The following is an 11635-nucleotide window of genomic DNA, read 5'->3' on the forward strand; positions in this document are numbered from 1 at the left end:
CACCGGCAATGGCCTTCTTCGTATGTGCACGAGGAGAGTTCCAATGAATCAGGGTGCGGACGCCCACACGGCCGCCGACGACAAGAGCGCCGGGAACGGCAAACCCCGCCGGTTCCTGCTGAAACTGTCGGGCGAGGCCTTCGCCGGAGGCGGAGGGCTCGGTGTCGACCCCGATGTCGTGCACGCCATCGCCCGTGAGATCGCGGCCGTGGTCCGTGAGGGCTACGAGATCGCCGTGGTGATCGGCGGCGGCAACTTCTTCCGCGGTGCCGAGCTGCAGCAGCGCGGCATGGACCGCGCCCGCTCCGACTACATGGGCATGCTGGGCACCGTGATGAACAGCCTCGCCCTGCAGGACTTCCTGGTGAAGGAGGGCGTGGAGACCCGGGTGCAGACCGGCATCACCATGGGGCAGGTCGCGGAGCCCTTCATCCCGCTGCGCGCCGTGCGTCACCTGGAGAAGGGCCGCGTGGTGATCTTCGGTGCGGGCATGGGCATGCCCTACTTCTCCACCGACACCACCGCCGCCCAGCGGGCCCTGGAGATCCACGCCGAGGCCATCCTGATGGGCAAGAACGGCGTCGACGGGGTCTATGACTCGGACCCGAAGAAGAACCCCAACGCGGTGAAGTTCGACGCCCTGGAGTACGGCGAGGTGCTCGCCCGCGGCCTGAAGGTCGCCGACGCCACCGCCATCAGCCTGTGCATGGACAACAAGCTGCCGATCCTGGTCTTCGAGCTGCTGGCCGAGGGCAACATCGCCCGTGCGGTCAAGGGTGAGAAGATCGGCACGCTCGTGAGCGACCAGGACTCGCGGGACTGAGACGCCCGCAACACCGTCCATGGCCCCCCGCCGCTGCGCGGGGACGGCAACTCCGGGCCGTGACAAGACCACGGCACGGGGATGGACAACCTGCCTGCCGGTCGGACACCGTGCAGGAGAAGACGCGCGCAGGGGCGAGGCTCTGCTTACTGATAACACCAGGAGCAAGTGGTGATCGAAGAGATCCTCCTCGAGGCCGAGGAGAAGATGGAGAAGGCCGTTGTGGTCGCCAAGGAGGACTTCGCGGCGATCCGCACCGGGCGTGCGCACCCGGCCATGTTCAACAAGATCGTGGCCGACTACTACGGCGCGCTGACGCCGATCAACCAGCTGGCGTCGTTCTCGGTTCCCGAGCCGCGCATGGCCGTGGTGACCCCGTTCGACAAGAGCGCGCTGCGCAACATCGAGCAGGCGATCCGCGACTCGGATCTGGGCGTCAACCCGAGCAATGACGGCAGCATCATCCGGGTGACGTTCCCCGAACTCACCGAGGAGCGCCGCCGCGAGTTCATCAAGGTGGCCCGGGGCAAGGGCGAGGACGCGAAGGTTTCGATTCGGGCCGTCCGCCGCAAGGCCAAGGACGCCCTGGACAAGCTCGTCAAGGACAAGGAGTCCGGCGAGGACGACGTGCGCCGCGCCGAGAAGGAGCTCGACGACACCACCGCGAAGTATGTGGCGCAGGTGGACGAGCTGCTCAAGCACAAGGAAGCCGAGCTGCTCGAGGTCTGATGAACGACGCATCCTGGGGAGCCCCGCCGCGCGCCGGCCACTGGGGGTCCACGGACCGGGGGCCCGCGGTTTCGGCGGGTCCTGTGCACGGGGCGGCCGAGGCGGCGCAGACTCGGCCCATGCCCATCGTGCCCGACGCAGGCGGAGACCAGGACGACCGTGACCAGGGGGCCGCATCTTCCGGCGGTCCCCTGTCCCACGGGGGACGCGCTGAGAAGGAGCCCGACATCCGGCCGCAGAAGCCCGCCGCGCCCAAGGCGGGGAAGAAGAGCGCCGGCCGCGATCTGCGTGCCGCGATAGGGGTGGGGCTGGCCCTCGGTGTGGTCATCCTCGCCTCGTTGTTCATCTACAAGCCTGTCTTCCTCGGCGTGATCGTGATCGCCGTGGTGGTCGGGCTGTGGGAGCTCACCTCCCGGCTGGCCGAGCGGAAATCCATCAAGGCCCCGCTGGTGCCGCTGGCCATCGGCGGTGCCGCGATGACCGTCGCGGGCTATGTGAACGGGGCCGAGGGCGCCTGGGTGGCCATGGCGTTCACCGCGCTGGCGGTGCTGGTCTGGCGGATGACCGAGCCGCCGGACGACTACCTCAAGGACGTCACGGCGGGCATCTTCGCCGCGTTCTATGTGCCCTTCCTGGCCACCTTCGTGGCCCTGATGCTGGCCGCTGGGGACGGGGCCTGGCGGGTGCTGACCTTCCTGATCCTCACCGTGGTCAGCGACACCGGGGCGTACGCGGTGGGCTGGCGCTTCGGCAAGCGCAAGCTGGCCCCGCGCATCAGCCCCGGCAAGACCCGCGAGGGCCTGGTGGGCGCGGTGCTGTTCGCCATGGTGGCGGGCGCCCTGTGCATGCAGTTCCTGATCGACGGCGGCGCGTGGTGGCAGGGCCTGCTGCTGGGCCTGGCGGTGGCGGTCAGCGCCACGCTGGGCGATCTCGGCGAGTCCATGATCAAGCGTGACCTGGGCATCAAGGACATGGGCGAGCTGCTGCCCGGGCACGGCGGCATCATGGACCGGCTGGACTCCCTGCTGCCTACGGCCCCGGTGGTCTGGCTGCTGCTGGTGGCCTTTGTCGGCTCGAGCTGAGCGGAGCCGGTTACCCTGGGAGGGCGCGTTCTTTCGGACGCGCCCTTTTTCGGCCCCCGTGCCGGGGGAGCGCCGGTGTCGGTTCTCCCGCCGCGGCACGGTCCCGCCGTCGGCCCCGCGCGGCGGGGACGGCCCGTTCTCGTCGCATCTGAGGAGTCCCCGCTCGTGGCACCCGCACCCGGTGAGCTCACCTTCGTCGCCCCCCGTGGAGCCAAGCTGCCCCCGCGGCACCTCGCCGATCTCTCGCCCGCCGAGCGCCGGGAGGCCGTGGCCGCCATGGGTGAGAAGCCGTTCCGCGCCAAGCAGCTGTCCCAGCACTACTTCGCCCGGTACGCGCACGACCCGGCGGCCTGGACGGACATCCCGGCAGCCGCCCGGGGCAAGCTCGCCGAGGAACTGCTGCCCGAGCTGATGACCGTGGTCCGGCACATCTCCTGCGATGACGACACCACGCGCAAGACCCTGTGGCGGCTGCACGACGGCAAGCTGGTCGAGTCGGTGCTGATGCGCTACCCGGACCGGGTCACCATGTGCATCAGCTCGCAGGCCGGCTGTGGCATGAACTGCCCGTTCTGCGCCACCGGCCAGGCCGGCCTGGACCGCAACCTGTCCACCGCCGAGATCGTCCACCAGATCGTCGACGGCATGCGCGCGCTGCGCGACGGCGAGGTGCCGGGCGGCCCCGCGCGGCTGTCCAACATCGTCTTCATGGGCATGGGCGAGCCGCTGGCCAACTACAAGCGTGTGGTGGGCGCCATCCGACGGCTGACCGACCCGGAGCCGGACGGCCTGGGGCTCTCCCAGCGCGGCATCACCGTCTCCACGGTGGGCCTGGTGCCCGCCATGCACCGCTTCGCCGACGAGGGCTTCAAGTGCCGCCTGGCGGTCTCCCTGCACGCGCCGGACGACGAGCTGCGCGACACCCTGGTCCCGGTCAACACCCGCTGGAAGGTCCGCGAGGTGCTGGACGCTGCCTGGGAGTACGCGGAGAAGTCCGGTCGCCGGATCTCCATCGAGTACGCCCTCATCCGGGACATCAACGACCAGGCATGGCGCGGTGATCTGCTGGGCCGGCTGCTCAAGGGCCGAAGGGTGCACGTCAACCTGATCCCGCTCAACCCCACCCCGGGGTCGAAGTGGACGGCCTCCCGCCCCGAGGACGAGCGGGCTTTTGTCGAGGCCATCGCCGCGCATGGAGTGCCGGTGACCGTCCGGGACACCCGTGGCCAGGAGATCGACGGCGCCTGCGGACAGCTGGCCGCGACCGAGCGCTGAGCCGCACTGATACGGTTCTTCCGCACACTTTCGTACAAATGAACACTCCGACAGGGGAGCGCACACAGCGCTGAGAGTGCGGCCCGGCCGCAGACCCTCGGACCTGATCCGGTTAGTACCGGCGTAGGGAGTCAGCTCAACCATGAACACCAGCCTCCGGCGTGCCCTGGGCGCGGCCGCCGTCGCCGCGCTCGGCCTTCCGGCGCTTGCCGCCTGTGGCGGCTCCGGCAGCTCCGCCGAGCAGGACGGCGGCAAGACCGTCACCCTCGTCTCGCACGACTCGTTCCTCGCCTCCGACTCGGTGCTCAAGGAGTTCACCAAGGAGACCGGCTACACCGTCAAGGTCATCAAGGGCGGTGACGCGGGGCAGGCCGTCAACCAGGCGATCCTCTCCAAGAACCACCCGCAGGGCGACGTCTTCTTCGGCGTCGACAACACCCTGCTCTCCCGGGCGCTGGACAACGGGATCTTTACGCCCTACCAGGCGAAGGGCCTGGACCGGGTCCCCGGGGAGTTCCAGGCCGACGCCGCCGAGCACCGGGTGACCCCTATCGACTCCGGTGACATCTGCGTCAACTACGACCGCGCCTACTTCGCCGACCACAAGCTGGCCCCGCCGCAGACCCTCGACGACCTGGTCAAGCCCGAGTACAAGAACCTGCTGGTCACCGAGAACTCCGCCACCTCGTCCCCCGGGCTGGCCTTCCAGCTGGCCACCATCGCCAAGTACGGCGACACCGGCTGGCAGGACTACTGGAAGAAGCTCAAGTCCAACGGGGTGGAGGTCGTCGACGGCTGGGAGCAGGCGTACAACGACCGCTTCTCCGGCTCCGCGGGCGGCAAGAAGGCCAAGGGGGACAAGCCGCTGGTGGTCTCTTATGCCTCCAGCCCGCCCGCCGAGGTGGTCGGGATGAAGGAGCAGCCGAAGGAGGGGCCGACCGGCGTGGCCACCGGCACCTGCTTCCGTCAGATCGAGTTCGCCGGCCTGCTGAAGGGTGCCAAGAACACCAAGGGCGGCCAGGCGCTGATCGACTTCATGCTGAGCAGGACCTTCCAGGAGGACATGCCGCTGCAGATGTTCGTCAACCCGGTGACCAAGGACGCCAAGGTGCCCGAGGTGTTCACCAAGTTCGGCGCCAAGCCTGCCGACTCCGCCACCCTGGCCCCGGACAAGATCGCCAAGAACCGTGACCAGTGGGTCAAGACGTGGTCCTCGCTCGTCCTGAAGTGACCACCGGGGAGGCTGAGGCAACCACCGGAGAGGTCACGGCCGGCCCCGCACGGGGCCGGCGCGGGACGGCGGTCCGGCTGGGCCTGATGGCCCTGCCGCTCGCGTTCTTCGGCCTCTTCTTCGGCTATCCGGTGGCGGCGATCGTCTCCCGTGGCCTCAAGACCGACGGCCGCTGGCAGTTCGGCCGGATCGGCGAGGTGCTCGGCGACCCACACACCGTCCACGTCGTCTGGTTCACCACCTGGCAGGCGGCCGCCTCCACCGCGCTCACCCTGGCGCTGGCCCTTCCCGCCGCCTATGTCTTCGCACGCTTCGAGTTCCCGGGCAAACGGCTGCTGCGTGCCGTGGTCACGGTGCCGTTCGTCCTGCCCACCGTGGTCGCCGGCTCCGCCTTCCTGGCCGTGCTGGGACGCGGCGGGCTGCTGGACCAGCTGTGGGGCGTACGACTGGACACCACCGTCTGGGCCATCCTGCTCGCGCACGTCTTCTTCAACTACGCCGTGGTGGTGCGCACCGTCGGCGGCCTGTGGGGCCAGCTCGACCCCCGGCAGGAGGAAGCCGCCCGAGTGCTGGGAGCCGGCCGGTTCACCGCCTGGCGCAAGGTGACCCTGCCCGCGCTGATGCCCGCCGTGGCGGCTGCCGCGCTGATGGTCTTCCTCTTCACCTTCACCTCCTTCGGTGTCATCCAGATCCTGGGCGGCCCGCGTTACGCCACGCTGGAAGTGGAGATCTACCAGCAGACCGCCCAACTGCTGGATCTGCCGACCGCCGCGGTGCTCACCCTGGTGCAGTTCCTGGTGGTGGTCGCGCTACTGCTGGTGCACGCCTGGACCGTACGGCGCCGTGAGGCGGCACTGCGACTGGTGGACGCCGCCCGCACCGCCCGCCGTCCGCGGGGAGCCGGCCAGTGGGCCCTGCTCGCCTCGGTACTGACGGTCATCGCGGTGCTGATCTTGCTGCCGCTGACGGTGCTGGTGCTGCGCTCGCTCGACGGGCCCGACGGCTATGGCTTCACCTTCTACCGGGCGCTGGCCTCGGCCGGGGACAACGGCGGCACCTTCGTGGTCGCACCGCTGGAGGCGATCGGTAACTCGTTGGCGTATGCCATGGCCGCCACCGCCATCGCGGTGGTGATCGGCTCGCTTGCCGCGGCAGCGCTGACCCGGCGTGGGGGCCGCCTGGTGCGGGGTTTCGACGCACTGCTGATGCTGCCGCTGGGCACCTCGGCGGTGACCATCGGCTTCGGCTTCCTGATCGCCCTGGATGAGCCGCCGTTGGACCTGCGCACCTCCTGGATCCTGGTCCCGCTGGCCCAGGCGCTGGTGGGCGTTCCCTTCGTGGTGCGCACCATGCTGCCGGTGCTGCGCGCGGTGGACCCCCGGCTGCGCGAGGCGGCCGCGGTGCTCGGTGCCTCGCCGCTGCGCGCCTGGCGGGAGGTGGATCTGCCGCTGGTGGGGCGGGCCCTGGCGGTGGCGGCGGGGTTCGCCTTCGCGGTGTCACTCGGGGAGTTCGGGGCGACGGTGTTCATCGCCCGCCCCGACAACCCGACGCTCCCGGTCGCGGTGGCCCGGCTGCTGGCCCGTCCCGGAGAGCTGACCTATGGGCAGGCGATGGCCTTGAGCACGGTGCTGATGCTGGTGTGCGCGGCGGCGCTGCTGCTGCTGGAGCGCGTGCGCACCGACCGTACGGGAGAGTTCTGATGCCCCTGCTCCAACTGGACGCGGTGACCGTCCGCCTCGGTGGGCGCACCGTGCTGGACTCCGTCGACCTGGCCGTCGCCGAACACCGGACGGTGTGTGTGCTGGGGCCCAGCGGCAGCGGTAAGTCCACCCTGCTGCGGGTGGTTGCCGGGCTGCAACGGGCCGACGCGGGGCGGGTGTTGCTGGCCGGCCAGGACCAGAGCGCGGTGCCGGTGCACCGGCGGGGCGTGGGGCTGATGTTCCAGGACCACCAGTTGTTCCCGCAGCGCGATGTGGCGCGGAACGTGGCCTTCGGGCTCCGGATGCGCGGCGCGCGGCGCGCCGAGTCGGAGCGTACGGTCGCCGAACTGCTGGAACTGGTGGGCCTGCCCGGGGCCCAGCGCCGATCGGTCGGACAGCTCTCCGGCGGCGAGCAGCAGCGCGTGGCGCTGGCCCGGGCGCTCGCCCCGAGCCCGCGACTGTTGATGCTGGACGAGCCGCTCGGGCAGCTGGACCGGAGCCTGCGGGAGCGGCTGGTGGTCGAACTGCGCACCCTGTTCGGCCGGTTGGGCACCACGGTGCTGGCGGTCACCCATGACCAGGGCGAGGCCTTCGCGCTGGCCGACCGAGTGGTGGTGATGCGCGAGGGGCGCATCGCGCAGGAGGGCACGCCACTGGAGGTGTGGCAGCGCCCCGCTTCCGAATTCGTGGCCCGTTTCCTGGGCTTTGACAACATCGTCGAGGCGACGGTGACCGGCGAACACGCGGACACGGTCTGGGGCAAGCTGCCGGTTCCACCCGGCACGGCGCAGGGGCGGTGCCGGGTGCTGATACGGCCCGGGGGCGTGCGGCTGGTGCCGGCGGCCGACGGTCTGCCGTGCGAGGTGGTGGGCCGGACGTTCCGGGGTGACCATGTGGCCGTGCTGCTACGGCCGCCCGCCGGGCCGGAGTTGGAGGCCTCGTGCGGGCTGGGCGCCGCACCGGAGACGGGTGCCCGGGTGGGCGTCTCCTTCGCCGGGGACGAGGTCGTGGTGCTGGGGGAGTGATCATCAGGCCCCTCGGATGCCCTTCGGGTCCACGGCCCGGCCGAATGAGGCGCAGGCCGTAGCGGCATGGGGCCGGCCGACGGCCGGCTTGGCGGCGGCGCATGGGCCCAGCCGGCTGCCGCATGGGGCGGTGCCGGATGGCGCGGTGCCGCGTGGGTTCACCCGCCGGTTCAGCTCAAAAAGGCCGTCGGTGTGTGGCTCTCCCCGTGGGCGGCGGAGCCGCGTGGGGCGAGCCGTATGGTGCGGGCCGCCCCGTCGCTCGGCGGCTGCCGCATGGGGGTCACCCAGCCGCTGCCTGCATGGGGCCCACCCGGCCGCCGCATGGTGCGCTGCCGCATGGGTCCGGCCAGTGACTTGGCTCGGTCGGCCATCGGCGCGCGGCTCCCGCCCCACGCGTCGGCAGAGCCGCGTGGGGCCAGCAACCCGGGCGAGCTGCATGAGGCAATCCGCTCGGGAAAGCGGCACCGATCGGACGGCCCCAGGTGCCAGGCAGCCCGGGAACCGGGCAGCCCAGGAGTCAGATGGCCTCAGGCCACCGCGGATGGGGCCGGCGGGGCCGGCTCCCGGTCGTTCTCGGCCGTGGCCGGCGGCGCGGCGTGCGCGTCCGGCTCGCCGAGCCAGGCGACCGCCACGGCTCCCGCCACCGCGAGCAGGAAGCCGAGCACCGCGACCCAGGCGAAGCCGGGCCGTGAGTGGTCGCCCAGCCACAGGACGCCGATGATGCCCGGCAGCACCGTCTCGCCGACCACCAGTGCCGCTGTGGCACCGTTCACCGAGCCGATCTGCAGAGCCACCGTGTGCAGGTACATGCCGACGCCGCCGGCGATGAAGATTGCGTAGAGCGCCGGGTCGGACAGCAGGGCGGGCAGATCGAGCGGGGAGAGGCCGTCCAGGATCCGCACCCCCACGCCGATGGCGCCGAAGCCCAGGCCGGACAGCAGGCCGGCCAGGACCGCCGCCCGTGCGCCGAGCAGCCGCACGATCACGATGCCGCCGCCCATCAGCACCACCGTGATGCCCAGCAGCCACCAGTGGATGGACCTGGCCGTGCTGCCGCTGCCTTCGTGCCCGGCCGCCGTCGCCAGCAGTACCAGCGCCGCGCACACCACGGCTATGGACGCCCACTCGGGCCGGCGCAGCCGGATGCCCAGCAGCTTGATGCTCAGCAGCGCGGTGACGATCAGGTTGGCGCTGATGACGGTCTGGGAGAGGAACAACGGCAGCATCCGCGCAGCCAGCGCACCCAGCCCGAAGCCGATGAAGTCCAGCACGGTGCCGAGCATGAACTCCCAGGTGACCGCCGCCTTCGCGGTGGACGACAGGCTGGGCCCGCCATGCTGGGTGACCCCCGTGGTGGAGGCCGTGGCGGCCTCCTGGCGGGCTGATTTCCGCGATCCCACGGCCTGCAGGACCGATCCTGTGCCGTAACAGGCCGAGGCCGCGACAGCCGTCACAAGGCCGATGATCACCAATAGCTCCGTTCGCCCGAAAATCCGTCGTGCTTCTGAGGCAGACGTGATTTACGGGCCCGGAGTTGCCTTGAGTCAAGGAAAGGTCAAGCCCAGGTGGGGTGAGGGGCCGCCCCGGACGCCGCTCACCGCATCAGCGGCAGTGCGGTCAGCTCGGCGATCACCCAGGTCAGCGGGGCGAGCACGGCCAGCAGCACACAGGTGCGCACGGCGGCCGCACCACGCAGCAGGCCGGCCGGAATCCCCAGGCGCCGCAGCGCCGAGGTGGTTTCGGAGCGGAGCTGCCGGGCGTCCAGGGCGGCGGTGATGGCGGTGGCGGTCACACAGGCCATCACCACTGCCGCGCCCAGCCCGGTGAGCGGGCCGAAGGGGCGCGGGCCGGAGCGTTCCCAGGCCACCCCGTAGAGCTCCACGGCGGCCAGCACACCGGAGGCCATCGCGCACAGCACACCCAGCGGCCGCCCGATGCGGGTGGCGGTGTCCTGCAGCATCCGTCCGGCCAGCATGCGCACCGGCTTGGGGCGGCCGGCTGAGAGCACCACGCCGCACCAGTGGGTCAGCCCGGGCCCGGCCAGCACCAGCCCCAGCGAGGCCAGCAGCCAGCCGCCGAGCAGCCCCGGCGAGGCGCCGCGTTCCTGGCCCGGCAGGGCCAGCAGGGTGCCCGGCTCGGGAGCCGGCGCATGGCCCACATAGGCCTCCAGGGCCAGGCCGGTGGCGGTGATCGCCACACCCCAGGGCAGCCCCACGTAGGCGGGCCTGGGCTCGGGGCGGGGGCCCGTCGTGGGCATGGCGTCCGCCGTGGGCGCCGGAGCCTCGGTCTCTTCGGCCGCCTCCATCGGGGCGGCCGCGCGCTTCCCCTCGCGCGGGCGCAGCGCCAGCACACAGGCGCCCGCCGCCGCTGCCGGCAGCAGGCCCAGCAGGGTCAGCGTGCCGCCCCAGGGCAGCGAACGCCCGCCGTCCAGCAGACGGGCCGCGTGGCCGCTGAGCGGGGTGGCTCCGAGATCGCCGCGCAGCTCCAGGTAGACCAGCAGCGCGGCGCCGCTGCCCAGGGTGCAGGAGACCGCGGTCGAGGTGGCGGCCAGCAGGGACAGCCGCACGGGGCCGAAGCCGACCGCGTCCAGTCCGTCCCTGGGCCGGGTGGCCGGGTCGCTGCGAGCCACCGTGAGGGCGAACTGCACCACGGCGGCGAACGGCAGGGCGCACCACAGCAGCCGCACCACCGAGGCGTCGGTCTGCTCCGGGTGCGCCACCGCGTACCCCAGCGTGCACAGCAGCAGGAAGCCGACCCCGGCCGCGGCGATGGCCACCAGCAGCCGTCTGAGCAGGACGAGCGGATGAGCGCCGCGCGTCAGGCGGAGACTGAGCACGCGGCCCTGCCCTCTCCCTCGGGCGCGTCCGGCGCCGGGATGGCGCCGCCCCGGCGGCCGTCGAGCAGGCTGACGGTGCGGTCCGCCAGCGAGGCGCTCTCCTCGTCCAGCACGGCGAGGACCACCGTGATGGTGTGCGAGCGGGCGGCGGTGGTCAGGGTGCGCAGTACCTGGGCGCGGTCGGCGCTGTGCAGCGGGGCGGCCGGGTCGTCCGCGAAGATCACGGTGGGCTCGCCGGCCAGGGCGCGGGCGACGGCGATCCGCTGGCACTGGGCGCGCAGCAGTCCGCGGGGGCGCTTGCGGGCGCAGTCGCCGACGTCCAGGCGTTCGAGCCATTCATAGGCGGTGTTCTTGGCGGCGCGGTGGCCCACCCCGCGGACCAGCAGGGGCAGCGCGGCGTTCTCCCAGGCGGTCAGTTCCGGTACCAGATGGGGCTCGCTGTCGATCCAGCCGAAGCGCTCGCGGCGCAGGCGTTCACGGGCGGAGCGGGAAAGGGTGTGTACGGGCGCGCTGTTGAACCACACCTCGCCCTGGTCCGCCACCAGCTGGCCGGACAGGCACTTGAGGAGGGTTGACTTTCCCGAGCCGCGGGGCCCGGCGATGGCGAGGATCTCGCCTTCCCGGACGCCGACGGAGACGCCCGTCAGGGCGGGGGAACTGTTGTAGGAGTAGTGCAGGCCGCGTGCCCACAGCACGTCGTTGTCCGGCGGGGCCACCATTTCGAGCACACCTCGGGTCGCTGGAGGGTCCGTTCCCCTGTCCGGGTGAACGAACCGGAGGCCATTGGGTCACTGGGTCACACGCACCGTACGGAACCGGGATCCTAGCCCCGGTCCAGGCTCGGCGCGGGAGTGGCCCACTTTCCTCCCATCGGGCTCATGGCCGCGGGAGTTACCGGTGTGCGGCCGCGCATGGTGCAAACGCGCCATGGCCC

Annotated in this window: 10 protein-coding genes and 1 riboswitch; of the genes, 7 read left to right on the plus strand and 3 right to left on the minus strand. The window is 71.6% G+C overall.

Going from position 1 to position 11635, the window contains the following annotated elements; translation table 11 throughout:
• The first annotated feature begins 43 nt into the window (after window positions 1–43).
• From pyrH to ACIHFE_RS07965, 7 genes are all read left to right on the plus strand, one after another.
• Window positions 44–823: a UMP kinase gene (pyrH, locus tag ACIHFE_RS07935; protein WP_400104939.1), complete on the plus strand. Its 780-nt coding sequence runs from the start codon at window positions 44–46 to the stop codon at window positions 821–823.
• Between the two features lie 171 nt (window positions 824–994).
• Window positions 995–1552: a ribosome recycling factor gene (gene frr / locus ACIHFE_RS07940; protein ID WP_109283834.1), complete on the plus strand. Its 558-nt coding sequence runs from the start codon at window positions 995–997 to the stop codon at window positions 1550–1552.
• Complete coding sequence (locus tag ACIHFE_RS07945; protein ID WP_400104940.1) at window positions 1552–2634, plus strand: phosphatidate cytidylyltransferase; 1083 nt, start codon at window positions 1552–1554, stop codon at window positions 2632–2634. Before frr ends, ACIHFE_RS07945 begins: the two co-directional genes overlap by 1 nt.
• A gap of 165 nt (window positions 2635–2799) precedes the next feature.
• Window positions 2800–3909, plus strand: a complete 1110-nt coding sequence (gene rlmN, locus ACIHFE_RS07950) for a 23S rRNA (adenine(2503)-C(2))-methyltransferase RlmN (protein WP_400104941.1) — start codon at window positions 2800–2802, stop codon at window positions 3907–3909.
• Window positions 3910–3951: 42 nt separating this feature from the next.
• Window positions 3952–4056: riboswitch (TPP riboswitch) on the plus strand.
• Entirely contained in the window at window positions 4052–5140 is a 1089-nt protein-coding gene (locus ACIHFE_RS07955) for a thiamine ABC transporter substrate binding subunit (protein ID WP_400104942.1), read from the plus strand. It overlaps the preceding riboswitch by 5 nt.
• On the plus strand, window positions 5116–6840 hold the full coding sequence (locus ACIHFE_RS07960) for an ABC transporter permease (protein ID WP_400105037.1): 1725 nt from the start codon (window positions 5116–5118) through the stop codon (window positions 6838–6840). Before ACIHFE_RS07955 ends, ACIHFE_RS07960 begins: the two co-directional genes overlap by 25 nt.
• Window positions 6840–7865, plus strand: a complete 1026-nt coding sequence (locus tag ACIHFE_RS07965) for an ABC transporter ATP-binding protein (protein WP_400104943.1) — start codon at window positions 6840–6842, stop codon at window positions 7863–7865. The genes ACIHFE_RS07960 and ACIHFE_RS07965 overlap by 1 nt, the downstream gene beginning before the upstream one ends.
• Window positions 7866–8392: 527 nt before the next feature.
• Here ACIHFE_RS07965 and ACIHFE_RS07970 read toward each other — a convergent pair.
• The 3 genes from ACIHFE_RS07970 to ACIHFE_RS07980 form a co-directional block, all read right to left on the minus strand.
• Window positions 8393–9334, minus strand: a complete 942-nt coding sequence (locus ACIHFE_RS07970; protein WP_400104944.1) for a hypothetical protein — start codon at window positions 9332–9334, stop codon at window positions 8393–8395.
• A gap of 125 nt (window positions 9335–9459) precedes the next feature.
• Window positions 9460–10701, minus strand: a complete 1242-nt coding sequence (locus ACIHFE_RS07975) for a hypothetical protein (protein WP_400104945.1) — start codon at window positions 10699–10701, stop codon at window positions 9460–9462.
• Window positions 10683–11420 carry an ABC transporter ATP-binding protein gene (locus ACIHFE_RS07980; protein ID WP_400104946.1) on the minus strand — a complete coding sequence of 246 codons (738 nt, stop codon included), beginning with the start codon at window positions 11418–11420 and terminating at the stop codon, window positions 10683–10685. Before ACIHFE_RS07980 ends, ACIHFE_RS07975 begins: the two co-directional genes overlap by 19 nt.
• Between the last annotated feature and the right edge of the window lie 215 nt (window positions 11421–11635).

The sequence above is a fragment of the Streptomyces sp. NPDC052396 genome, assembly GCF_044593195.1.
In the GTDB taxonomy this organism is placed as follows: Bacteria; Actinomycetota; Actinomycetes; order Streptomycetales; family Streptomycetaceae; genus Streptomyces.

Excerpts from the sequence above, each read along its gene's own strand:
- pyrH (WP_400104939.1), top strand. The coding sequence starts at position 44 with ATGAATCAGGGTGCGGACGCCCACACGGCCGCCGACGACAAGAGCGCC.
- ACIHFE_RS07945 (WP_400104940.1), top strand. The coding sequence starts at position 1,552 with ATGAACGACGCATCCTGGGGAGCCCCGCCGCGCGCCGGCCACTGGGGG.
- ACIHFE_RS07955 (WP_400104942.1), top strand. The coding sequence starts at position 4,052 with ATGAACACCAGCCTCCGGCGTGCCCTGGGCGCGGCCGCCGTCGCCGCG.
- ACIHFE_RS07965 (WP_400104943.1), top strand. The coding sequence starts at position 6,840 with ATGCCCCTGCTCCAACTGGACGCGGTGACCGTCCGCCTCGGTGGGCGC.
- ACIHFE_RS07980 (WP_400104946.1), bottom strand. The coding sequence starts at position 11,420 with ATGGTGGCCCCGCCGGACAACGACGTGCTGTGGGCACGCGGCCTGCAC.